Source organism: Enterovibrio coralii (assembly GCF_001559595.1).
GTDB classification, from domain to species: domain Bacteria; phylum Pseudomonadota; class Gammaproteobacteria; order Enterobacterales; family Vibrionaceae; genus Enterovibrio; species Enterovibrio coralii.
Genome location: NZ_LNTY01000034.1, coordinates 312,408 through 336,826 on the forward strand (window position 1 = coordinate 312,408; position 24,419 = coordinate 336,826).

Genomic DNA, 24,419 nt, shown 5'->3' on the forward strand with positions numbered 1-24,419 from the left:
AATTAATGAAATGACAATCGAAATTCTGGTTCCCGACCTACCTGAATCTGTTGCTGATGCGACGGTTGCAACATGGCACAAGCAGCCAGGCGACGCGGTGAGCCGTGATGAAGTGCTGGTTGATATTGAAACGGACAAAGTGGTGTTGGAAGTGCCAGCACCGGAAGACGGCGTATTGGAAGCAATCGTAGAGGAAGAGGGTGCTACGGTTCTGTCTAAACAACTGATTGCACGACTGAAAGCGGGCGCGGTAGCGGGTGAGCCTACGCAAGACGTGCCAGTCGCTTCAGAAGCGTCTCCAGACAAGCGCCACACAGCGTCTTTGACCGAAGAGCAAAACGACGCGCTGAGCCCAGCGGTTCGTCGCCTGCTTGCAGAGAATGACCTGAAAGCAGAACAAATCAAAGGCACAGGTGTTGGCGGTCGCATTACACGTGAAGACGTAGACGCATTCCTGAAAAATGGTGCGGCGAAAGCACCCGCAGCAGAAGCGAAAGTGGAAGCACCTGCTCTGGGTCACCGCAGCGAGAAACGTGTACCAATGACACGTCTGCGCAAGCGTGTTGCTGAGCGTCTGTTGGAAGCGAAAAACAGTACTGCGATGCTGACCACCTTCAACGAAGTGAACATGAAACCAATCATGGACATTCGTAAGCAGTACAAAGACGTGTTCGAAGAGCGTCACGGCATTCGTTTGGGCTTCATGTCTTTCTACGTGAAAGCGGTCGTTGAAGCACTGAAACGCTACCCAGAGGTGAACGCGTCTATCGATGGCGATGACATCGTTTACCACAATTTCTTCGATGTCAGCATGGCGGTATCAACGCCACGTGGTCTGGTAACACCAGTACTGCGTGACTGTGACCGTCTGGGTTTGGCTGACATCGAGAAAGGCATCAAAGAACTGGCAATTAAAGGCCGCGACGGCAAGCTGACCGTTGACGAGCTGACAGGTGGTAACTTCACCATCACTAACGGTGGTGTGTTCGGTTCCCTGATGTCTACGCCAATCATCAACCCGCCTCAAGCAGCTATCTTGGGTATGCATAAAATCCAAGAGCGCCCAATGGCGGTTGATGGCAAAGTTGAAATTCTGCCTATGATGTACCTTGCTCTTTCTTACGATCACCGTTTGATCGACGGACGCGAGTCTGTAGGTTTCTTGGTCACAGTAAAAGAGCTTTTAGAAGACCCAACACGTCTGCTGCTTGACGTTTAATTAGCAGCCCGGGTAAACCGGAAAGCAGGGGGCAGGAGCCCCCTGTGTGGAAAGCATAAAACACACACTAAAAACGTAAATGGACACGGATAGAACATCATGAATCTGCACGAATATCAGTCAAAACAGCTTTTTGCTGAATACGGGCTGCCAGTATCTGAAGGGTATGCCTGCGACACTCCTCAAGAAGCGGCAGAAGCTGCGGACAAACTTGGTGGCGACAAGTGGGTGGTAAAATGTCAGGTACACGCTGGCGGCCGTGGTAAGGCGGGTGGCGTTAAGCTGGTCACTACCAAGGATGAAATTAAAGAATTCGCTCAAAACTGGCTGGGTAAAAACCTGGTTACTTATCAAACAGATGCTAACGGTCAGCCGGTTAGCAAGATTCTGGTTGAAGATTGTACAGACATCGCAAAAGAGCTGTACCTTGGTGCGGTTGTAGACCGCGGTACGCGTCGCGTTGTTTTCATGGCATCGACTGAAGGCGGTGTGGAAATCGAGAAAGTGGCTGAGGAAACCCCTGAGCTGATCCACAAAGCCGCGATCGATCCACTGGTAGGCCCTCAGCCTTACCAAGGTCGTCAACTTGCATTCAAACTGGGTCTGCAAGGCGACCAAATCAAGCAATTCACCAAGATTTTCATGGGCATTGCAAAGCTGTTCATTGAGCGCGATGTTGCGCTGGTGGAAGTAAACCCACTGGTTATTACAAGCGCAGGTGATCTGCACTGTCTGGACGCAAAACTGACCGTTGATAGCAACGCAGTTTACCGCCAGCCTCAGATCCGTGAAATGCACGATCCTAGCCAAGACGACGCACGTGAAGCGCACGCAGCTCAGTGGGAACTGAACTACGTTGCTCTGGACGGCAGCATTGGTTGTATGGTTAACGGTGCGGGCCTTGCTATGGGCACCATGGACATCGTTAACCTGCATGGCGGTAGCCCTGCAAACTTCTTGGATGTGGGCGGTGGCGCGACCAAAGAGCGTGTGACCGAAGCATTCAAAATTATCCTCTCTGACGACAACGTAAAAGCTGTTCTCGTAAACATCTTCGGCGGTATCGTACGCTGTGACTTGATCGCAGACGGAATCATCGGTGCGGTTGAAGAAGTTGGCGTTAAAGTACCGGTTGTTGTTCGCCTTGAAGGTAACAACGCAGAACTGGGTGCGAAGAAACTGGCCGAGTCAGGCCTGAACATTATTGCTGCGACCTCACTGACTGAAGCAGCAGAGAAAGTTGTTGCTGCAGCGGAGGGCAAATAATGTCTGTTCTAATTAACAAAGATACCAAAGTAATCTGTCAGGGCTTCACGGGCGGTCAGGGTACTTTCCACTCCGAACAAGCGATCGAGTACGGAACACAAATGGTAGGTGGTGTATCACCGGGTAAAGGTGGCACAACGCACCTTGGTCTGCCTGTGTTCAACACAGTTGCAGAAGCAGTAGAAGAAACAGGCGCGACAGCGACGGTTATCTACGTACCAGCACCTTTCTGTAAAGACGCGATTCTGGAAGCAATCGACGCAGGTATCGAGCTTATCGTCACCATCACTGAAGGCATTCCAACACTGGATATGCTGGAAGTGAAAGTGAAGCTGGATGAAGCAGGTGTTCGCATGATTGGTCCAAACTGCCCAGGTGTTATCACTCCGGGTGAATGTAAGATTGGTATCATGCCGGGTCACATCCACAAACCAGGTAAAGTGGGTATCGTTTCTCGTTCAGGTACGCTGACGTACGAAGCGGTTAAGCAAACCACTGACGAAGGTTTTGGCCAGTCTACATGTGTAGGTATCGGCGGTGACCCAATCCCAGGTTCAAACTTTATCGACATCCTCGAAATGTTTGAAAAAGATCCTGCGACCGAAGCGATTGTGATGATCGGTGAAATAGGTGGTACAGCAGAAGAAGAAGCAGCAGCATACATCAAAGAGAATGTTACCAAGCCAGTTGTTTCATACATCGCAGGTGTTACTGCGCCTCCTGGCAAGCGTATGGGCCACGCGGGTGCAATCATCTCTGGTGGTAAAGGGACTGCTGAAGATAAATTCGCGGCACTGGAAGCGGCAGGTGTTACTACGGTTAAGAGCCTAGCAGACATCGGTAAAGCACTGCGTGCAAGCACCGGTTGGTAAGCTAAACTAACCTAAGAAAAAACCGCTCGAATGAGCGGTTTTTTTATGCCTTGATTGGGTGTTAACGATGCCTGATGTTGCGGGTTGCTTGAGGTCTTCGTTCTTGAGGGTTTGGTTCTCGAGAATTTGGTGCTCAAGGGTTTGGCTTATGCATCCTGCTTTTTCGAAAGGCTTAACAGGAATAGTGCGCCAGCGACAACGACAACAGAAGGGCCTGCAGGCGTATCTTCAAACCACGACATGGCAATACCGCCAAACACCGCAATCACACCAATGGCACTGGCAAAGAACGCCATTTGTTCAGGGTTCTTAGCAAAGCGTCTCGCTGTGGCGGCTGGAATGATCATCAATGAGGTAATGATCAGTGCGCCGACAAATTTCATCGCAATGGCAATGACAAGACCAATCAACAACATCAAGATAAGCTTTAACCTATCGACGTTGTAACCATCAACACGCGCCATATCTTCGCTAACAGTAATCGCGAGCAGCGGTGTCCACAGCTTGTAGAGTGCGATAAGCACCGCGGCACAACCACCGGCAATCAACGCCAAGTCTGTGGTGTTAACAGACAATAAGTCACCAAACAGATATGACATCAGGTCCACACGCAGGTCATCGACAAAACTGATGGAAACCAGACCCAATGACAGTGAGGTATGGGCAATTATGCCAAGTAGAGTATCTGTCGATACTTTGCAGTTGCGTTGCAGGGCAACCAACAAGGTCGCGATGGTTAAACAGCTAGCTATCAATGCCAGTGTCAGGTTCACTTGAAGCATAAAGCCCAGTGCGAGACCAAACAGCGAGGCATGTGCCAGCGTATCACCGAAATACGCCATGCGACGCCAAACAACAAACGAACCCAGAGGCCCAACTGATGCAGCAATCAAAACGCCGGCAAGGATAGGGATAGCAAGAAACTCAAGCATTGTGGTGGTGCTCCCCATGCTGGCAAGGGCCAATAGCACTGCCTGACAGATCATGGTCATGGTTGTGATGGTGATGATAAAGAGCGAGCTGCTCGCTTTCTTTACAACCAAATAAGGCAATGTACTCAGGATGGGTAGAAATCGCCTCAGGCTCGCCAGAACAACACACATGGTGATGCAAGCAAATCACTTCATCGGTTTTGGCCATGACGAGGTGCAAGTCATGCGAGACCATCAAAATTCCACAATTAAGCACGTCTTTAAGCTTGGCGATCAGGCTATAAAGTGCCAATTGTCCAGATACGTCTACGCCTTGAACAGGTTCATCTAGCACCAACAGATCCGGTGACTTCAGCACGGCATTCGCGATGAGTACGCGCTGCGTTTCGCCGCCAGACAAGGTATGCATGTTCGCGTGGAGCAACTGAGAAGCTCCCACCAATGCCAATGCTTCTTGAATGGCGTTGTCGTTGGACTTAGGCGTGAGTTTTAAGAAACGATCCACAGTAAGTGGAAGGCTGTCATTGAGGCTAAGTTTTTGGGGAACATAGCCAATTTTTAATCCCTTTAGGCGTTCAATCTGTCCTTCCGTTGGCTTATTCAAGCCGATCACTGTCTTGACCAAAGTTGATTTACCCGCACCATTGGGGCCGATCAACGTTGTGATTTTGTCTCGTGACAGCGTCATGGACACGCGATCCAATACACTTCTGCCATCAAAAATGACAGAAACATTGTTCATTGTGACAAGGGGCTGAGACATAAACTGCGCATAATGTTTAAAAATGAAATGTTATAATATAACATTTCCTCGAGTAATAGAATGCCAACCATTGGATTTGGGAATGACCATGAACTTAGGATTTCGAGCTTTTTGTGCAGCTTTGCTGTTTTCAGTGCCACTTTTGGCCAATGCGACAACACCAAACGTTGTCGCAACGATTAAACCTATTGCATTGATTGCAAAGGACATTGCGGGTGATAAAGGGCATGTGGATGTACTATTGCCAGCGTCTGCGTCACCACATGATTACGCATTAAAACCTTCTGATGTAAAAAAGATTTCTCAAGCAGATCTTGTTGTTTGGGTTGGGCCTGAAATGGAGATTTTCCTGAAAAAACTGCTCAGCGACCGAGATAACACTCTCGCGCTGACGGCGGTTGAGGGAATGCCTTTGCGCAGCTACAGCGGTGAAGAGCATCATGACCACGAAGGACATGATCATAGCCATGAAGGCATTGACCCTCACATCTGGCTAGGACCTGAGCAGGCGAAAGTCATTGCAAAAGCCATTGAAGTAGCACTTAGCAAGACTGCACCAGAAAATGCAGCGACTTACAGCAAAAATTACATGCAGTTTGTCGAGCAAATAAATACCATTGAAGCGCAGTTGAATGCCTCTCTGGATGGAAAAAATGCACCTGGTTACTTTTTGTTCCATGATGCTTACGCGTATTTTGAAGACACCTTCGACTTAACGCCAACGGGCCACTTTACGATCAATCCAGATCGTAAGCCTGGTGCTCGCACCTTGATTAAGATTAGAAACGCGCTGGAAGATAACAAAGCAAAGTGTGTGTTCACCGAACCGCAATTCAATCCTGCTATTGTTGAGAGCGTAGTGAAATACACCAATACCAAAACGGTAGAACTTGATCCAATGGGCCAAGATGTTGATTTGGCAACCCAAGGTTACAAAGATTTCTTACTGCAATTGGGCGGGCGTTACCAAGAGTGCTTTAAATAGCACGCGAGTCTTAACTGTCGAGGACGTCCTATCAAAATGAAAAATAGAAGTGCCTCCAATCATAAAGGAGGTGCTTCTATCTTCGACAAGACCGCAAAATTGCCGTGAAATGGTTCACATTGCTGAAAAGCAATCGCGTTTAACGTAATGAAAATTGAGAAAATTACGTTAAATCCCTAGACCCATTGATGTATGCGTTCACGCTCTCGATCGCCAATTCTGACATGCTGCCTTGCAGTACTGTTTTTCCTCATCGTCTTACTTCCAAGTTCGAAGTTGTTTGCCTCGCCTTTTTTTCTGCAGTTTCCCTTCAATGATGCGGCGATTAGCCATCCTGTAAAGACGATGGCCTACATCGAAGAGAATGGTATTTGGCTGCTGGATGATGCCGGCCAAGTGAGCTTTTACGATGGCACCTATATTCAGTCACTCTCTGATTTTGTACCTGATGTGCCGCCCGTGTCTGATCTCGGCGTGGTTGATAACACGCTGTTACTGCTGATTGATAAAAAACTTCATCTCTACGATATGGCTTCTGGCGAAGTCACTGTCTCTTACTTTGCATCAGGCTTAGATATCAATGATATCGAAGTCTGGAGTAATGATTTGCTCGTCGCTTCGACAACAGGCGTTTATCGTTTGGATCTTCGAAATGAGCGGGTGGAGCATGTTCATGATGCCGTTTTGGCGCGTATCTACCGCGTCGATAGCGGTTTTATTGGGGACACAGGAAGCCAACTAATCGAGCTGAATTCGGGGAAAACGCTTTATCGCTATTCTGGTACCCAGCCTATCTCAGACGTGGAAGTCTGGGACAACAAACTGCTCGTCGGAAACAATGGTGGAATCCATGTCATTCGAGGGGACACCATCACTCAATCCTTTTTCCGTGATGAGCGTGTATTTGCAATTGAAAAAACGGGCGAGGGGATTTGGGTAGGGACGGATGCCGGGATTTACCTTGCAAAGAGTGAAGGGGAAGAACTTCACTTTGCCCAGATGAATAAAACATCGATTGATACCTTCAGTTTTCTCGGCAAAAAGGTCACGGCCTTTGCCAAAGGATTAGAAGGCGATATGTGGATAGCGTCGGAAAACGGGTTAAACTACCGTTCGTCCATCCTCTCTGGTTTGCATCGATTACCTGTTGGTCATTTGAATGGCGAGATGGCAGATGCAGGCGTGTCATCTTTTATCAATGGTTACGGCAATTTCTACATCAGCGCGCGGAACAAGCTGGTGAAGTTAAGTAACACGCTTGAGCCTATAAAGGCAAAAACCTTTAATTTTTCCATTCAAAGTTTAGCGGCATTAGAAAATACAATTTGGGTCGCGTCAGCGTCAGGCTTGTATGCCTACCATCCTGACTCCTTAGAAAAGCAATCGGATGCGTTGCCTGAAGCATTACGAAACATTCCTATCGACAAGTTGCTAGCAGATAGCCACTCCCTATGGATTTCCTCTGAAAACCGCATTCTCAGATACTGGCCCAAGACGCAGACGTTGATAGACTTCGATACCTGGTGGAGCGATAGCCAAGAGGCTCGCTTGCTCTCGTTATTGGACTTGGATGAAGACGGAATCTGGCTAGGGACGACACATGGCCTGATTCGCTACTTTGATGGCAGTTTTAATAACGTGCTTTCCCACGAAGAGATGGGGGCGGTGAAGGCATTGAGTGTTGGCAGCAATGATTTGATCTGGATGGTCGCAAGCCAAGGCGTGTATCGCTATGCGATAGATGACAAAGCGAAACCCGTACAGGTGCTCGACCATAGTGAAAATGGCCGGATTTTATGCGCTTCTACGCAGAACAATGCCATTACCTACATCACGACCAAAGGGGTATTTCGAAACCACCGAGGTCAAACGCTCAAGCAGAGCGTGTTAACCACGCACCTTACTTCGCAATCTGTGCGCTACTTCTGTGATATGAGCGCGCAGGCAACCTACTTTGCGGGCGACTTGGGCGCGTTCTATCTTTCGACTGAGACGTTGAACAAGCTTTTCAATCTTCCGCTTAGGCCTTCGTTTGTCAGCACAGTGTATGTTGATAAGCAGCCCTATCGTTTGGGGCCTGTCGGTGAATCTGTTGTGGTGTCTATGCCAGCGAAATCTACCGCCACCATTGATATCAGCCAAATGCCGTTTAATGTGCGAGAGGGCGTGACGTACCAATTGCTCGGTAGCGGCTCGGATACATGGCACACCACCAAAGACAACCATCTGGTTTTCTCTGCGCTTGATTCTGGCGACTATAGCTCGTGATTAAAGAAGCATTGCAAGGTGGTATCCAAACTGAGCGACAAGTATTTTCCTTTGTCGTGACACGCTCTTGGTATGAGCAATTAGGAATATTTTTGCTGGGAGCATTAGCCATTGCCTGGTTAAGTGTTTTCTACATTCAGAAAAGAACCATGAAGAGGGCGTCGTTGGCGTATACCTTTGGTACGCCAGTCGTTGATATTCACCAAAGCCAAGACCTTGTCTCAGTCCCTCTAGACTTAGAGAAGGAAGCACGAGAAGAATTTGTCGCAGCAGAAGGGCGATTAGTGCCAGAAGAGCGCGAAGCGTCTTCTGTTGAGCCATAAAGCCAAAACAGTCGCCTCAGGAAGCGTTAACCGCTAACAGTGCTGAGGACAAAGATGACAGTGCGTCGAGTGACGAGGCTTGGCAGGTGAGTGCCCAGACTGAGATAGACAATAATTTCTCCGATCCTGACTATTCAACATTGATGCTGGCAACGGCACTGTTCATTTCAGAGAGAAGCCTTCAACGTCGATTTAAAGCGGTGTTTGGTTACACATTTAAAGAAGCATTGATCTCTGCAAGGCTAGAGAACGCCAAGACGTTACTTGCCAAAGGTGAAAAGGTGTCAGATGTGTCTATCGCGTGTGGATTCAACGAACCGTCTTATTTTTCGAAGTCGTTCAAAGCGAGGTTTGGTTATACACCAACACAATATCGTGAAATGACGGAGAAAGAGGAGGTTTGAAAAAAAAGAGCGTGGTATAGCCATCGGACTATACCACGGGCGTCAAAGACACCTTCGCTTGCTGCCGGAGGTGTGTGGGAGGACCACACACCATCTGGAATTTGGTTCCGATTAAGTTGAATTCATTTAATCGTTTTATCCATTCCGTTCGATAGTAATTTCCCGCCATTATTTCAATTCCATGAAAAAACCGCCTAAATTTTGTTACGCGTCGAAAAAAATACTGCTTCGTCAAAGGTTTGACAGTAATAATTAACGTTTTTGACGAATTTCAAACACTTCTCCTCGAATGAAAAGCACGTAGTTCAATGAGGGTCATTTGAATCAATTTGGCCGAATTTTTACGTAATTAACGAAAAAATTAACGAAATTGACGAGTGCAAATTTTAAACAAAGTGTACTGATTGAAATTTAAGCGAATCTTTTATTGATCAAAAACAACTTTCTTTATGACACATTTTGCAATACTTTGTGCGTAAATGTGTCTGATTCTCATTTGGGTTGTGATTATGAAACTGTCCGAGTTAAAGCCAGGAGCGTTTGGAAAAATCGTTTCTATGGCGCATGTACCAGCTATTTCCCGCAAGAAGCTGATGGCGATGGGTGTTTTGCCGGACACCGAAATCAGTGTTATTCGCGTTGCGCCTATGGGCGATCCGATCCAAGTACGTGTTCGTGGGTGTGATATTGCACTGCGAATGAACCTTGCAGCCAATATAGAGGTAGCTGCTCATGCTGAGTAAAGATCTGCTCACGGTAGGTAATCCTAACTCGGGTAAAACCACACTATTTAACCGACTCACTGGTGGACGCCAGGAAATCGGCAACTGGGCTGGCGTGACAGTTGATAAGAAAACAGGCCAAGCGGAAGTCGGCGACCTCACTTTTTCTCTTACCGACCTTCCGGGCATCTATACCTTCGACCATGCTGATGGCGAGAACAGTCTTGATGAATCTATCGCGGTAAAAGCCCTTTTTACCTTGCCAAGCGATCTGATCGTAAATGTTATTGATGCCAGTGCGCTTGAACGCAGTTATATCTGACACTGCAACTTCGTGAGTTGGGCCGCCCAATGGTGGTGGTGCTCAACAAAATGGATATTGTTGAACAGCAAGGCTTCAGTATTGATATAAAAGCACTGTCAGAGGCATTGGGCTGTGAAGTGCTGACGGTAACGGCAACATCACCAGAGTCAGTCGCGAGCTTTAAGGCCGCACTGGCAGACATCGCAAGTAACGTTGAAGCCACTAAGCCTGCGAGCTTGAATTACGGCAAAGATGTCGAAGCGGCAATTACTGATATCTCGGCGCACCTTGATGTGCAAGGTGTAGACTTTCAGCGTGCAAACGCGATTCGTTTGTTAGCCGGTGACCAAATCCTGCTTAACCAATTAAATGATGTAACCAAGTCCTATGTGTCTAACACGATTGCAGAATTGGAAGCGCATGTGGATTTGGATTTGACCATTGCAGATGTGCGCTACACCCGTGTGGCAGACATTTGTCACAGCGTGAAAAAGCAAATTGTTCCGCTGAAAACCCGCATCACCGATGTGATCGACAATGTCGTATTGAACCGCTATTTGGGTCTGCCAATTTTCTTTGGCGTCATGTACTTGATGTTCATGTTCTCCATCAATATTGGTAGCGCGTTTATCGACTTCTTCGATATCAGTGTTGGTACCGTGCTTGTTGATGGCGGCCACTACTTAATGGATGGGCATCTGCCAGTATGGCTAGTGACCATTTTGGCTGACGGTATTGGCGGCGGTATTCAAACTGTCGCGACATTCATTCCGGTCATTGCATGTCTCTATCTTTTCATGTCATTGCTTGAAAGCTCCGGTTACATGGCGCGTGCGGCGTTTGTGCTGGATAAAGCGATGCAGAAAATCGGCTTGCCGGGCAAAGCCTTTGTTCCTTTGGTATTGGGTTTTGGCTGTAACGTGCCTGCTATCATGGCCACGCGTACGCTGGATCAAGAAAGGGAGCGTCGTTTGGCGGCAGCCATGGCTCCGTTCATGTCTTGTGGTGCCCGTCTGCCAGTATACGCGCTGTTTGCCGCGGCGTTTTTCCCTGAAAATGGTCAGAACATTGTCTTCTTGCTTTACCTGATGGGTATTGCTGTAGCGATTTTCACTGGCGTTGTGCTGCGTAAGACACTCTTCCCGGGTGATAGCGATGCCATGCTGATGGAAATCCCACGCTACGAGTGGCCACGTATTAAAGACGTGATGCTGAAAACGTGGCACAAACTGAAGCGCTTTGTACTGGGTGCAGGTAAAACCATCGTGGTGGTTGTGACCATCTTAAGCTTCTTTAACTCCTTGGGTACCGATGGTTCATTCGGCAACCAAGATTCAGAGAACTCGGTATTGTCGAAGGCGGCACAAGTTGTCACGCCTATCTTCTCTCCAATCGGTATCGAAGAAGACAACTGGCCTGCGACGGTCGGTATCATTACCGGTATCTTTGCTAAAGAGGCCGTTGTAGGCACGCTAAACAGCCTGTACGCAACGCCGGCAAGTGAAGATGCGCCTGAGTTTGACCTGTTGGGTAGCCTTGCTGAAGCCTTGCAGACCATTCCAGATAACCTATTGGGCCTTAACTATGCTGACCCGCTAGGTATTGATGTTGGCGATCTGCCAAACAAAGAAGCGGTTGCCGAGGACCAAGGCGTTGATATGAGTATCTTCGCAAACCTAAATAGCCACTTTACTGTCGCGGGTGCGTTTGCATACTTGGTATTTGTTCTGCTGTACACCCCATGTGTTGCGGCAATGGGCGCGTATGTTCGTGAATTTGGTCGTCCGTTTGCTGGCTTTATCGCAAGTTGGACAATGCTGTTGGCAGTTGTTGTCGCGATTATCTGTTACCAAGCGATGATGCTGGCTGTGACGCCTTTGGCGAGTGGGTTGTGGATTGCCGGAAGTATAGGTTTGATGGCTGCAAGCATACTTGGCTTGAAACTCTACGCGAATAGCGGCAACAACAAACTGAGCCCGGTGGCAGTATGATCCTGACGGAGCTGAAACAGTACATCGTTACGCATCCGAATTGTTCACGAAGAGAAATGGCGAAAGCTTTTCTCTTTCTGAAGACGGCATCGATGCCATGTTGGCTGTTTGGGCCAAAAAAGGCATGCTGAAAATCACCCTAAGCAAAAAGGGTGGTGAAGAGATGGCTCACTACCATTGGGTGCAAAGCGATGAGTTGGGATTGGTGGTTATCCAATAACCCTTATCTGAACCAAATAAAAAAGCGCGGGTTTAACCGCGCTTTTTTTATGCTTCGACAAATCCGTCAATGCTGGAGAGGTGTGCTTTCCATTGGGAAGCCGTGTCATCTTGTTGCGCATCTTCTCGGATGATCCCTTTGGTATTTCCCCAAATTGGACCTGGCCATGCAACATCGTCTTGAAAGCGAGCAATGTGATGAATGTGCAGTTGAGACACCATGTTGCCCAGTGCGCCGATGTTGATTTTATCAGGGTGGCTCTTTTGCTCTAGCACAGTAGCAAGTGAAGATGACTCTTTGATAAATCGAACTTGGTCGTCGTCAGACAGATGATGGATCTCAGTGATGCCTTCAATTTTCGGGACCAGGATCAGCCAAGGGCCAATGTCTTCCTTACTCAGCAACACGCGACACAATGGGAGATCGCCCAGCCAAGTCGTGTCGGCTTCCAAACGAGGATGAAGTGTAAACGCCATGATTGTTCTCGATTTTAGTGATTTTTAGACAAAATTAACGGCTAATCCCATCAATGTAAACCAAATCACTCAGCTAAAACAGATTGCTCAATCCGTTGCGTAAAGTTGCGCAATAGTCATGGAAAAGTCACAAAAAGGCATAAAGGGACGGTATTTGTGAACAAGTCTGCAAAAACCGGATTAGTCTAAAAATGTATACCGCATGATTGCAAAGGAGTTGCACCAAACGTTTGGGATGATGTCGCCGGTCAATGGCTCTTTAGGAGCAAAATACACCGTGAGGAACATGAATGGACTATATCGAAGTGCTTGATTTCTGGTTTGGTGATGCCGAAGTGCCAAGCCCAAATGAAGAAGTAAAGGCATTGTGGTTTGAAAGCGCAGATAACGCAGATAACACGATACGTGACAGGTTCTTGCCTCATGTCAGTATGGCGGGCGAAGGGAAGCTCTCTCAATGGTTGTCATCGCCAGAAGGGGCACTGGCACACATTATCTTGCTCGATCAGTTCAGTCGGAACATTTACCGTGGGCTGAGTGCCGCGTTTCGCTATGACGACTTTGCTCTGGCACTTTGCAAACGTGGCATGGCAAGTGCCCAAGACATGCAGCTCGCACCTGTTCAACGCGCGTTTTTCTACATGCCGCTGCAGCATTCCGAATACTTAGAAGATCAGGAAGAGTCACTGTTCAGGTTTAGTCAGCTTTGTGATGAAGTGGCTGAAAACGAGGAGGCGGGTCTGTTCGAAAACTTCTACCGCCATGCGCGCTCACACTATGATGTGGTCAAGCGTTTTGGCCGTTTCCCTCACCGTAATGCAGCACTCGGGAGACTTTCTACGGAAGATGAATTGCAGTGGCTGGCGGATGGTGGGGCGAGGTTCAAACAATAACGCTCAATGCGCGCTAACGCATTGAGCGTGTGAAAAAACACCTTATCGTGATTTAGGCATCACGCAGTTTCGGCCCTTGCCTTTGGCGTCGTACAAGGCTTCGTCTGCACGGGCTAACAACTCACCCATCTCTTCACCACCAAAGCGGCTTGCCACACCAAATGATGCGGTAATCGAGTTAATCTTTTTCCCCGTGCGTTTGTCTGTAACCGACAGCCTTTCCAGTGTGGTGCGTGCTTTTTCAGCGATTTTCCAAGCGTTGTTGAAAGAGACGCGTGGCACCAGAGCGGCAAACTCTTCACCCCCAAATCGATAAACAGACGCGAAGTCGTTCATGGACTGTTCGAGTTTGTTCGCCACCAGTTTCAGCACGTTGTCGCCCATTTGGTGACCGTATTCATCGTTAAACGCTTTGAAGTGGTCAATGTCGACGATAATGAGGCTGACTTCGACGTTTTCCGCGTCGTAGTCTGCCATTTGCTTATCAAAAGCGCGGCGATTCAAGCAGCCCGTGAGTGCATCATTGGTGGCTTGCGTTTTGTATTCTTCGAGTTTCTTTTTCAGGGCATCAATTTCGGCTTTTTGTGTGGTCACTTGAAGCCTGTATTGAGAGGTGGCACTAAGAAGATGTTGTGAACCCTGAAGCAGTTCGTGAATCACTAGTTGGTTGTCAGCACCGGACGACGCTTTGTTTTGCACGTCCTCAAGCTTGGTGACCGACGAGGACAGGATGTCTTGGAACTCTTCGGTGTCTGACACGGTAGCATCCATGGAGTTGCCAAGATCTGCCACCATGTTTTCCACTTTTTGGCGGAAGTTATCGAGTTCCTTTTTGCTGTCGCCAATCAGGAAAGACTCAATCAGCCCATCACATTTTTCGCGGGAACAGAGACCAAACTTGGCAACCGTATCATCAATGGCTCGGTTGAGCTCGGGATGGGTGCCCGCGCAATAGGTATACCAAAGAGAGAAATAATGCGGGGTGGTTGGCACCTTGTACTTCACCATCAGAGGTACCGCACGCTTAAAAATCCGTGTTGCTTCGAAGAATGCGTATTCACTCATGCCTAAAATTCCAAATCTCACATGTATCAAGAATGATACTTGATTGTGTATGAAAATTTAATGTCACATAAAAAAGCCCCGCGATAAAGACGCGGGGCTTAGATGTTTTGTGAGAGCGATTACGCTTTGGGAATTACATACGCTCCAGCGTTTTAATACCCAACAGGTCAAGACCTTGCTTGATGGTTTTCGCTGTCAGTGCAGCCAGTTTCAGGCGGCTTTGCTTGGTTTCACCTTCTGCATTCAGAACTGGGCATGCTTCGTAGAAGCTAGAGAATGAACCCGCCAGCTCGAACAGGTAACCACACATGATGTGAGGCTGACCTTCACGCGCAACAGACTGAACCGCTTCTTCAAATTGCAGCAGTTTAGAAACCAGTGCTTGCTCTTTCTCGTCAGCAATAATGATGTTGCCTTCGATCGCGTCAGCATTGATGCCTGCTTTGTTGAAGATAGACGCCACACGGGTGTAAGCGTACTGCATGTATGGTGCAGTGTTGCCTTCGAATGCCAGCATGTTGTCCCAGTCGAAGATGTAGTCAGTGGTACGGTGCTTAGACAGATCTGAGTATTTCACCGCTGCCATTGCAACCGTTTCAGCGATGTTCGCTTTCTCTTCTGCAGACAGGTCTGGGTTTTTCTCTTCGATCAGTTTCGCTGCACGTACTTCTGCTTCATCCAGTAGGTCAGCCAGACGAACAGTACCACCCGCACGGGTCTTGAACGGACGACCGTCTTTACCCAGCATCATACCGAATGCGTGGTGCTCAAGGCTCATTGACTCTGGTACGTAGCCCGCTTTGCGAACGATGGTCCACGCTTGCATCAGGTGCTGATGTTGACGTGAGTCGATGAAGTACAGCACACGGTCAGCATTGAAGGTTTCGTAACGGTATTTGGCACACGCGATATCTGTAGTGGTGTACAGGAAGCCGCCGTCACGCTTCTGGATGATCACACCCATAGGCTCGCCGTCTTTGTTCTTGTACTCTTCCAGGAACACAACCATTGCGCCGTCATCTTCAACCGCCAGACCTTTTTCTTTCAGGTCAGCAACGATGCCAGCCAGCATGTCGTTGTACATGCTTTCACCCATTACGTTTTCGTCAGTCAACGATACGTTCAGGCGATCATAGTTACGTTGGTTTTGCTCTAGGGTGATTTTAACCAGTTGCTGCCATTTCTCTTTGCAGTACTCGTCACCGCTTTGCAGACGCACAACGTAGTTACGTGCAGTTTTCGCAAACTCTTCGTCTTCGTCGTACAGCTTTTTAGATTCACGGTAGAAGCCTTCAATGTCGCTCAGGTCCATTGAAATGTCGCCGCCTTCAGCTTCATGACGCTCAAGGTTCGCGATCAGCATGCCGAACTGTGTACCCCAGTCACCCAGGTGGTTCGCACGAATAACGTTGTGACCCAAAAACTCCAGCGTACGGACAACCGCATCACCGATGATGGTTGAACGCAGGTGGCCTACGTGCATTTCTTTCGCTACGTTTGGCGCAGAGTAGTCAACTACGATGTTTTGCTTGTCAGCTTGAGCAACACCCAGACGGCTGTCAGACAGTGCTGCGTCAGCTTGTGCTGCCAGCCACTCACGGCTCAGGAAGATATTGATAAAGCCTGGACCCGCGATCTCAGTTTTCGATGCGATACCGTCCAGATCCAGAACATCCAGCACTTTCTGAGCGAATTCGCGTGGTTGCAACCCAGTTTCTTGGCCACGCCCATAATGCCGTTAGCCTGATAATCACCGAATTGCGCTTTTGCGGATTGACGAACAGCTGCTGGGCTGCCTTCCGGTGCACCTGCTGCAACCATTGCCGCAGCGACTTTGTCGTTAAGAAGGGCTTGAATATTCACTTGTTTACCTTAATTTTGTTTCCCGACAAAAATGCGTTGTCGGTTCAACTGAACTCGTCTGAGAATCTGAAGACACTAAAGCGAAAAATCCGTCAACAATACCCAATGCAAACTAGTACAAACAGGGCATGGTTGACGGCTTTAGTTGTGAGACTTCAGCACTCAGAGACATCCGCAATAATACCCACAAAAGGCAACTGTTTAAAAGCTGAATCCAACGAAATCATATTATTTAAGTGCGATGGAGGCAGTCACAGCAGGGATATGCTAATTCTGGGTGTACTTGCGCCTTTATCACTGGAATGGCTGTGATACATTAAGCCCCTAAAAATACTCCCAGAGAAAGCAAATGTCTGTGTTAACCATTGCCTCTTTAAAAGCGTCACTTCCTCAGTTTTCCCTGCGTATGCAGGCACTGCTCGACACCCTTGGTTTAGATTTAACGACGTATCAAGCCGACCACATCGCACTGCGCGTCAACGACCTAGCGTTGGCGAAGGCGTTACACCAAGATTGGCTGAATGAATCTGAAGAGCTGTCAGTGAACAAGATCAACGGTCGACCAATCGTGGTGGTTAAGGCCGAGGAACCATTGGTTTTCGGTACTTGGGAAACGCGTTGTGTTGAGCTGCCATACCCAGGTGACAAAGTGTATGCCGAGGAAGGCTGGGAACACGCTGAGTGGGTCATTCCGTCGGCAGCGACAACGCCAGAAACGTTCTTGGAAGACGTATTCAAAACGTTCCCCGATTTGAAAGTGCGTTGGGATGGACTGGGCGAGTTAGGCGTGAAAGTCAAACTGAGCTCGCCATCGGGCGAGGGGGAGCGTCTGTCAAACCCAACGGTAGCGTTTAAATCGAAAGGGGTTTGCGTGAAGCTTCACCCAGTATCACTTGAGCAAGTCATTGAAAGTGAGAAGCAGTAAGCAATGTAATCGTTGAGTAAAACAGAAAAGGGGCCATCGCCCCTTTTTAGATCATGATGTTCCAACTGCTCGGTTACAAGATCACTGTCTTGTTGCCGTAAACAAACACCTTGTCTTCCAGCACCAGATGCAGCGCGTTGCTCAGTACGGTTTTTTCCACATCTCGACCCGCTTTCACCATGTCTTCCGCACTGAAGGTGTGGTCAACGTGTTTCACGTTTTGATCGATGATTGGGCCTTCGTCCAAGTCATTCGTGACGAAGTGCGCCGTTGCACCAATGATTTTCACACCGCGATGGTAGGCTTGGTGGTATGGGCGAGCACCGATGAACGCAGGTAAGAAACTGTGGTGAATATTGATGATTTTGTGCGGGAAACGCGCCACGAAATTCGGGGTCAGCACGCGCATAAACTTCGCCAACACAATGTAGTCAGGCGAATACTGCTCAATGATCTCAACCACTTTATCTTCGTGCGCTTCTCGCTCCAACCCTTCGTGGTTCACGAAGTGGAACGGAATATCGAATTTCTCGGTCAGCGCAGCCAGCGTGTTGTGGTTACCGATGACGGCAGAAATTTCAATGTCCAATGAACCGTCGAATGCTTTCATCAGAATGTCGCCGAGACAGTGTGATTCTTTGGTCACCATGATCACGACGCGCTTGCGGCGTTTTGCATTAACCAAAGTACGGCGGCTGCCCGCAGGCAACGCCTGGTCAATGTCCAACAAAAAAGTATCGTCGTTAAAGATACCTTCCAGCTCGGTGCGCATAAAGAACTGGCCAGTGGAATGGTCAACGTACTCGTTGTTATTGATGATGTTAAGCTGGTGCTTGTAACAAATGTTGGTGATTTTGGCGATAAGGCCTTGTGCGTCCGGACAGTCCGTCAGCAGAATTTTTCTTTCCATAGAAACGTGAATCTCACATAAAAACATCGTCATGCATTGTGTCACGTTTTACCCTTAATTTGCGGTAAGGTCAAAAAATCGCTCAGTTTGAGACGATAGAGACACAGAGCAAGATCTCAATCAGCGCAACCTCCAGTTCGAGCGATGGCGGCGAGGGCGGTTTGTTGGCATAATGCAGACCTTTCAAATACTGTATAAATGAACAATGATTTCGAAGGTTTTTTCTACAGAGGGTGCGCTGGCCAAAGCCATTAAAGGCTTTCAGCCCCGTCAGCCACAAACTGACATGGCATTGTCTGTCGAACGTGCGATAAAAAATGGTTCACAGCTGGTGGTGGAGGCCGGAACGGGCACGGGTAAAACTTATGCGTATCTTGCGCCTGCGCTACTGAGTGGCAAAAAGACCATTGTCAGCACGGGGTCGAAAAACCTTCAGGAGCAGCTTTTCCATCGCGATTTACCCTTAATGGTCGACACACTCGGCTTTACAGGTCGTGTTGCCTTGTTGAAAGGACGTGCAAACTACTTGTGCCCGGAAAGACTGTCGCGACAAATCATTGAAAGCCATGATGGTCACGCTGATCCGACGTTGCTTTCGCAATTGGTGAAGGTGCGCAGTTGGTCGTCTGAAACCAAGACGGGCGATTTGGGCGAATGTGCGGATTTGGCGGAAGACAGCCCGGTCATTCCGACTATTACTTCCACCAATGACAATTGCTTAGGTAAAGAGTGTCCAAGCTACGAAGATTGCTTTGTGGTGAAAGCGCGCAAACGTGCGTTAGACGCTGATCTGGTCGTGGTAAACCATCACTTGTTCCTTGCGGACTTAGCAATCAAAGAAACGGGTTTTGGCGAGCTGATCCCTGAAGCCGAAGTTTTCATTTTCGACGAAGCGCACCAGATCCCAGATATCGCGAGCCAGTACTTTGGCCAAAGCCTGTCTAGCCGTCAGCTTCAAGAGTTAGCGAAAGACATCCATATTGCGTATCGCACCGAGCTTCGCGACACCAAGCAGCTAGAGAAAGTGGCGGAACGCCTGTCTCAGGCAGCATCAGACATGCGTATTGTGTTGGGGGAACCGGGTTTTCGTGGCAACTGGCGAGAAATCTCGAATTCGCCAACCGTGGCGCGCGAGCTGGTTCGATTGAAAGATGCGCTCGATTTGGCACATGACGTCATCAAACTGTCTTTAGGGCGAAGCAACTGTTGGACGCTGCTTTTGATCGCGCGACCATATTTAAAGCCAGACTGGACCGCTTAAGTGATACCACCATTCCGGGCTATTCCTATTGGTATGAGTGCAGTCGCATGCACTTTAGCCTCAATATCACGCCACTTTCTGTCGCGGAAAAATTCCGCGAACAAATCCAACAGCAGCAGGGCGCATGGGTCTTTACGTCAGCGACATTGGCGGTAAATGATGACTTTAGCCACTTCAGTCATCGCTTGGGGCTGGAGCCAGCCGAGCAATTCACGCTGCCAAGTCCGTTTGACTATGAATCGCAAGCCATTCTTTGTGTGCCTCGTTTCTTGCCCGAGCCGAACAGCTATGGCTTAGCAGACAAGTTAGTGGACATGCTTTTGCCCGTGATTGAGCAAAACAACGGTCGTTGCTTCTTCCTCTGTACATCGCATCAAATGGTGCGGGATTTATCTGAGCGATTCAGAGAGCGGATGGATTTGCCTGTGCTGGTGCAAGGTGAAACCTCCAAGCAACAATTGTTGGCCGAATTCCTTGAGTTGGGTAACGCACTGCTCGTGGCAACCGGCGCATTCTGGGAAGGGATTGATGTTAGAGGCCAGACGCTCAGCTGTGTTATCATCGACAAATTGCCCTTTACTGCGCCAGATGACCCGCTGTTAAAAGCACGTATTGAAGATTGTCGCATGCAGGGTGGTGACCCGTTTGCTCAGGTGCAAATTCCTGATGCAGTCATTACCCTCAAGCAGGGTGTGGGTCGCCTTATCCGCGACAAGAGCGACCACGGTGCACTGATCATCTGTGATAACCGCTTGGTTAGCCGTCAGTACGGCCAAACATTTCTGCGCAGTTTGCCTCCCATTCCTCGCACGCGAGACTTGGGTAAAGTCAGCGAATTCCTCGCTGCATTAGAACTAAACGATAACGATGTGGCTGACTCTCCAGCCACGCCCGAGGTGTAAATGACATCTAAAATTCTTGCCGTCGACACGGCCACTGAAAACTGCTCTGTTGCCCTAAAAGTAGGCAAGACGTAATTGCACGTTGTGAAATGGCACCTCGTGAACACACGACCAAAATTCTGCCAATGTAGATAGCGTGCTGGCCGAAGCCGGACTAACGCTAAACCAGCTTGATGCGCTGGCGTTTGGTCGTGGTCCGGGCAGCTTCACCGGTGTTCGTATTGGTATTGGTATTGCTCAAGGTTTGGCGTTTGGTGCCGATTTGCCAATGGTTGGCGTTTCTACGCTGGCTGCCATGTCACAGCAAGCTTACCGACTGAAAGGCGCAGAAAACGTGCTTGCGACCATTGATGCGCGCATGAATGAAATCTACGTCGGTGGTTATCAGCGTCTTGAAAATGGCGACTGGGCAACTGTAGTAGAAGAAGCGGTATTGCCACCAGAGTTGTTCAAACCAGAATGCGTTGAAGGTGAGTGGTATGTAGCAGGAACAGGCTGGCAAGCTTACCCTGATTTGACAGGCCAGCTACAATTAGCAGTAACGGAAAGTGGCGTGCTATACCCTGAGTCAGAAGACATGTTAATCCTTGCGCATCATGCCTTTGAGCGTGGAGAAGCAGTTGACGCAGAGAACGCGAGCCCCGTTTACCTTCGTGATACGGTTGCGTGGAAAAAGCTTCCGGGTCGCGAGTAAGGCACCTCGCCATTAGTTACCTGATGGCGAATTACTGAAAAAGGTCAGCGATGGTATCAATCCAAGGATTACCGCAACACGTTCAGCGCACAAACAACGCTAAACGTAAGAAACCCGAACAGCCGCAAACGGATACGGAGAGCGTTAAGCCTTCGATGGTGGCAAAAGCGGTTTCGCGCGGGATCAGAAATCCGGAGCTGGCCCAAGAAGCCCATCAGCAAATCCACTATGATTTACCCGATGGTCGCAGCAGAAATGCTCTGGAAGCCTACATGGATGTGAAGAATCAAGCGCGGCGAGAAGAGCTAATCGCCATGTTTGGTGTCGACATATTTGTGTAGAGAACTCCTCGTACCACTTTACCAACCCTTACTGTGATAGGCTTCGCGCGCATTGGCATACGTGCGAGGTCTGCAAGGCACTCAAAAACGCACTATGGCACTACAAGAAACAAAATATGCGGTGAGATTTGGGAATCTTGCAGCACAAGTCCATCTGACTGACAAACGTAAACCACTGTTGCTGATGCTACATGGTTGGCAAGACAACAGCGGCAGTTTTGAACCTCTCGTTCCATCGCTTGAAGACCACTTCGATCTTGTGTTGCCTGACTGGCCTGGGCACGGCCTTTCTGATCACAAAGGGGCAGATAGCTTCTATCCTTTTTTCGATTATGTGGATGACCTTCACCAACTGATTTTGCAGTTAGGCGAGCGTGACATTTACTTGGTTGGACACTCGCTGGGGGCACTCGTCGCATCGTGTTGGTGTGCCGCGTTTCCTGAGCGCGCAAAAGGGCTGATCATGATTGAAGCTTTAGGCCCTATGTCAGAACTCGAAGACAAAGTGGTTGAGCGTCTCAGAAGAGGCATCGACAGCCGTGAGAACATGAAGGGGCTTCGCTCTCTCCCTTCGTTTGAGGCGGCACTGAAGCTTCGACGTGGTATCAACAAAGTCTCATTTGAAGATTTGACACCACTGGTCTCGAGAGGCATTCAGCAGGTTGGGACGGAATGGCAATGGCGACATGATGCCAAACTGAAAACCGAATCCGTGTATCGCATGTCGACAGAGCATGCAGAACACTTAGTTCGTGGTATCCGTTGTCCGGTTCTCGCCATTATTGGTGAGGATGGCTATCCCGAATTGCGCGGTCCGCTCGCGAAAAAGCGAGCAGAATGGTTTGATAATCTGACGGTAGAAAGCGTGGCGGGAACACATCATTGCCACCTTCAAAGTCAGGCGGAGACCACCGCACTCATAAAAGATTTTGTGACCAAGCTACACCTCACACAGTGATGTGATGTTAATTAATTGTTAGTCATGGTCTAATTGCAGCGTTAAAACGCTTGTTTAATTTTTTGCGTCTGGCGCGGTCGTATTCGCCCGCGATATACAATAGGAGTATTCACGTGGATAAGGTTTGGTTAAACCGCTACCCATCAGATGTACCGGCAGAAATTTCTCCAGATCAATACACATCTCTGGTGGATATGTTTGAAAAGTCGGTACAAAAGTATGCCGATCAAACTGCTTTCATTAACATGGGTCAGGTCATGACCTTCCGTAAGCTTGAGGAGCGCAGCCGTGCTTTCGCTGCTTACCTGCAAAACGACTTAGGCTTGAAAAAAGGCGATCGCGTTGCGGTCATGATGCCTAACTTGCTGCAATACCCTATCGCTCTCTTCGGTATCCTTCGTGCGGGCTGCATTGTTGTTAACGTTAACCCTTTGTACACGCCTCGCGAACTGGAACACCAATTGAATGACTCTGGCGCCGCTGCCATTGTTATTGTTTCTAACTTTGCGCACACGCTGGAGAAAGTGGTTGAGAACACGGGTGTTCGCCACGTTATTCTGACCAGCCTTGGCGACCAACTGCCACGCGCAAAAGGCACCATCGTTAACTTCGTTGTGAAGTACATCAAGAAAATGGTACCTAAGTACTCACTACCACACGCGACCTCTATGCGTAAGGCTCTGCAAAAGGGTCGTCGTATGCAGTATGTTAAACCCTTCATCACGTGTGATGACGTGGCGTTCTTGCAATACACCGGCGGTACAACTGGCGTTGCAAAAGGTGCGGTACTGACCCACAAAAACATGCTGGCAAACGTGTTCCAAGCAAAAGGCACGTATGCTCCTGTGCTGAATGAAGGCCGTGAGCTAGTTGTAACTGCGTTGCCGCTGTACCACGTATTTGCACTGACGGTTAACTGCCTGCTGTTTATCGAGCTGGGTGGTCAAAACCTGCTTATCACCAACCCTCGTGACATTCCAGGCTTCATTAAAGAGCTGAAACAGCATCCGTTTACCGCACTGACTGGCGTAAACACCTTGTTCAATGCGCTGCTGCACAATGAAGACTTCCATGAACTGGACTTCTCTAACCTGAGCCTGACGGTAGGCGGCGGTATGGCCGTTCAGCGCGCCGTGGCAGAGCAGTGGAAGAAAGTCACTGGCAAACACCTACTGGAAGGTTATGGCCTGACTGAGTGTTCACCGCTGGTGGCGGCATACCCATATGATTTGGTTGAATACAATGGCTCTATCGGCCTGCCAGTGCCTTCAACGAACGTTCGTATCGTTGATGATGAAGGCAATGTGCTGGGTAATGACCAAATCGGTGAGCTGCAAGTGAAAGGCCCGCAAGTGATGCAGGGTTACTGGCAGCGTCCAGAAGCCACCAAAGAAGTGCTGACGGATGACGGTTGGCTGTCGACTGGTGATATCGTCAAGTTTGATGATGACGGCTTCCTGCACATTGTTGATCGTAAGAAAGACATGATTCTGGTATCAGGCTTCAACGTTTACCCGAACGAGATTGAAGACGTTGTTGCACTTCACGGTAAGGTGCTGGAAGTAGCGGCGATCGGCCAACCTCATGAAACGTCGGGCGAGATCGTGAAGATCTGTGTGGTTAAACGTGACCCAAGCCTGACTAAAGAAGAGCTTCTGGCGCACTGTCGTGAACACCTCACTGGCTACAAAGTGCCGAAAGTGATCGAGTTCCGCGAAGAGCTACCGAAGACTAACGTCGGTAAGATCCTTCGCCGTGCACTTCGTGAAGAAGACGCGCAAGCGGAACAGCAAGCATAATGCCTAGCGCGCTCGTGCGATCAACCGCAAGAGCGCGTACAATAGGACTATGCCTTTGAAAAA

Annotated in this window: 19 protein-coding genes and 4 pseudogenes; 17 read left to right on the plus strand and 6 right to left on the minus strand. The window is 48.8% G+C overall.

The window, feature by feature from the left end:
* Positions 1 to 10: 10 nt before the first annotated feature.
* The 3 genes from odhB (at position 11) to sucD (ending at position 3,357) form a co-directional block, all read left to right on the plus strand.
* Complete coding sequence (odhB, locus tag ATN88_RS12765; protein ID WP_067416383.1) at positions 11 to 1,219, plus strand: 2-oxoglutarate dehydrogenase complex dihydrolipoyllysine-residue succinyltransferase; 1,209 nt, start codon at positions 11 to 13, stop codon at positions 1,217 to 1,219.
* 99 nt (positions 1,220 to 1,318) lie between these two features.
* The gene (sucC, locus tag ATN88_RS12770) at positions 1,319 to 2,485 is read left to right on the plus strand and encodes an ADP-forming succinate--CoA ligase subunit beta (protein ID WP_067416386.1); all 1,167 of its coding nucleotides are present in this window, start codon (positions 1,319 to 1,321) and stop codon (positions 2,483 to 2,485) included.
* On the plus strand, positions 2,485 to 3,357 hold the full coding sequence (gene sucD / locus ATN88_RS12775; protein WP_067416390.1) for a succinate--CoA ligase subunit alpha: 873 nt from the start codon (positions 2,485 to 2,487) through the stop codon (positions 3,355 to 3,357). The genes sucC and sucD overlap by 1 nt, the downstream gene beginning before the upstream one ends.
* 146 nt (positions 3,358 to 3,503) lie before the next feature.
* On the opposite strand, the gene znuB is transcribed toward sucD, so the two are convergent.
* Complete coding sequence (znuB, locus tag ATN88_RS12780) at positions 3,504 to 4,289, minus strand: zinc ABC transporter permease subunit ZnuB (protein WP_067416393.1); 786 nt, start codon at positions 4,287 to 4,289, stop codon at positions 3,504 to 3,506.
* Complete coding sequence (znuC, locus tag ATN88_RS12785; protein ID WP_067416396.1) at positions 4,282 to 5,052, minus strand: zinc ABC transporter ATP-binding protein ZnuC; 771 nt, start codon at positions 5,050 to 5,052, stop codon at positions 4,282 to 4,284. Before znuC ends, znuB begins: the two co-directional genes overlap by 8 nt.
* Before the next feature lie 88 nt (positions 5,053 to 5,140).
* Between znuC and znuA the strand changes: the two genes are divergently transcribed.
* The 7 genes and pseudogenes from znuA (at position 5,141) to ATN88_RS28610 (ending at position 12,269) form a co-directional block, all read left to right on the plus strand.
* Entirely contained in the window at positions 5,141 to 6,037 is an 897-nt protein-coding gene (znuA, locus tag ATN88_RS12790) for a zinc ABC transporter substrate-binding protein ZnuA (RefSeq protein ID WP_067417525.1), read from the plus strand.
* Between the two features lie 345 nt (positions 6,038 to 6,382).
* Positions 6,383 to 8,305, plus strand: a complete 1,923-nt coding sequence (locus tag ATN88_RS12795; RefSeq protein WP_157490721.1) for a ligand-binding sensor domain-containing protein — start codon at positions 6,383 to 6,385, stop codon at positions 8,303 to 8,305.
* Positions 8,302 to 8,628 carry a hypothetical protein gene (locus ATN88_RS12800; RefSeq protein ID WP_067416403.1) on the plus strand — a complete coding sequence of 109 codons (327 nt, stop codon included), beginning with the start codon at positions 8,302 to 8,304 and terminating at the stop codon, positions 8,626 to 8,628. The genes ATN88_RS12795 and ATN88_RS12800 overlap by 4 nt, the downstream gene beginning before the upstream one ends.
* 86 nt (positions 8,629 to 8,714) lie before the next feature.
* Positions 8,715 to 9,032, plus strand: a complete 318-nt coding sequence (locus tag ATN88_RS12805; RefSeq protein ID WP_232313168.1) for a helix-turn-helix domain-containing protein — start codon at positions 8,715 to 8,717, stop codon at positions 9,030 to 9,032.
* Positions 9,033 to 9,541: 509 nt separating this feature from the next.
* Positions 9,542 to 9,775, plus strand: coding sequence for a FeoA family protein (locus ATN88_RS12810; protein WP_067417528.1), 234 nt, complete (start codon positions 9,542 to 9,544; stop codon positions 9,773 to 9,775).
* Positions 9,765 to 12,049, plus strand: a pseudogene (feoB, locus tag ATN88_RS12815) (Fe(2+) transporter permease subunit FeoB). Before ATN88_RS12810 ends, feoB begins: the two are co-directional and overlap by 11 nt.
* 40 nt (positions 12,050 to 12,089) lie before the next feature.
* Positions 12,090 to 12,269, plus strand: a complete 180-nt coding sequence (locus tag ATN88_RS28610) for a hypothetical protein (RefSeq protein ID WP_408607705.1) — start codon at positions 12,090 to 12,092, stop codon at positions 12,267 to 12,269.
* Between the two features lie 47 nt (positions 12,270 to 12,316).
* On the opposite strand, the gene ATN88_RS12825 is transcribed toward ATN88_RS28610, so the two are convergent.
* Positions 12,317 to 12,745, minus strand: a complete 429-nt coding sequence (locus ATN88_RS12825) for an HIT domain-containing protein (RefSeq protein WP_067416411.1) — start codon at positions 12,743 to 12,745, stop codon at positions 12,317 to 12,319.
* Between the two features lie 290 nt (positions 12,746 to 13,035).
* On the opposite strand from ATN88_RS12825, the gene ATN88_RS12830 reads away from it, so the two are divergent.
* A complete protein-coding gene (locus ATN88_RS12830; protein WP_067416414.1) occupies positions 13,036 to 13,638 on the plus strand; it encodes a DUF924 family protein in 603 nt (200 codons plus the stop codon).
* A 42-nt stretch (positions 13,639 to 13,680) separates the two neighbouring features.
* Here the strand turns inward: ATN88_RS12830 and ATN88_RS12835 are convergent, their stop codons facing one another.
* On the minus strand, positions 13,681 to 14,703 hold the full coding sequence (locus tag ATN88_RS12835; protein ID WP_067416418.1) for a GGDEF domain-containing protein: 1,023 nt from the start codon (positions 14,701 to 14,703) through the stop codon (positions 13,681 to 13,683).
* A gap of 133 nt (positions 14,704 to 14,836) precedes the next feature.
* A pseudogene (argS, locus tag ATN88_RS12840) lies at positions 14,837 to 16,566 on the minus strand (arginine--tRNA ligase).
* A 349-nt stretch (positions 16,567 to 16,915) separates the two neighbouring features.
* Here argS and ATN88_RS12850 point away from each other — a divergent pair.
* On the plus strand, positions 16,916 to 17,491 hold the full coding sequence (locus tag ATN88_RS12850) for a VOC family protein (RefSeq protein WP_067416424.1): 576 nt from the start codon (positions 16,916 to 16,918) through the stop codon (positions 17,489 to 17,491).
* 73 nt (positions 17,492 to 17,564) lie between these two features.
* On the opposite strand, the gene purU is transcribed toward ATN88_RS12850, so the two are convergent.
* Complete coding sequence (purU, locus tag ATN88_RS12855; RefSeq protein WP_067417531.1) at positions 17,565 to 18,401, minus strand: formyltetrahydrofolate deformylase; 837 nt, start codon at positions 18,399 to 18,401, stop codon at positions 17,565 to 17,567.
* 205 nt (positions 18,402 to 18,606) lie between these two features.
* On the opposite strand from purU, the pseudogene ATN88_RS12860 reads away from it, so the two are divergent.
* From ATN88_RS12860 to fadD, 5 genes and pseudogenes are all read left to right on the plus strand, one after another.
* Positions 18,607 to 20,564: pseudogene (locus ATN88_RS12860) on the plus strand (ATP-dependent DNA helicase).
* Positions 20,565 to 21,258, plus strand: a pseudogene (gene tsaB, locus ATN88_RS12865) (tRNA (adenosine(37)-N6)-threonylcarbamoyltransferase complex dimerization subunit type 1 TsaB). It begins immediately after the preceding pseudogene.
* A gap of 50 nt (positions 21,259 to 21,308) precedes the next feature.
* A complete protein-coding gene (locus ATN88_RS12870) occupies positions 21,309 to 21,599 on the plus strand; it encodes a chromosome segregation ATPase (protein WP_067416429.1) in 291 nt (96 codons plus the stop codon).
* Positions 21,600 to 21,693: 94 nt separating this feature from the next.
* Complete coding sequence (locus tag ATN88_RS12875) at positions 21,694 to 22,557, plus strand: alpha/beta fold hydrolase (protein WP_067416432.1); 864 nt, start codon at positions 21,694 to 21,696, stop codon at positions 22,555 to 22,557.
* Between the two features lie 113 nt (positions 22,558 to 22,670).
* Complete coding sequence (gene fadD, locus ATN88_RS12880; protein WP_067416435.1) at positions 22,671 to 24,356, plus strand: long-chain-fatty-acid--CoA ligase FadD; 1,686 nt, start codon at positions 22,671 to 22,673, stop codon at positions 24,354 to 24,356.
* Positions 24,357 to 24,419 lie beyond the last annotated feature (63 nt).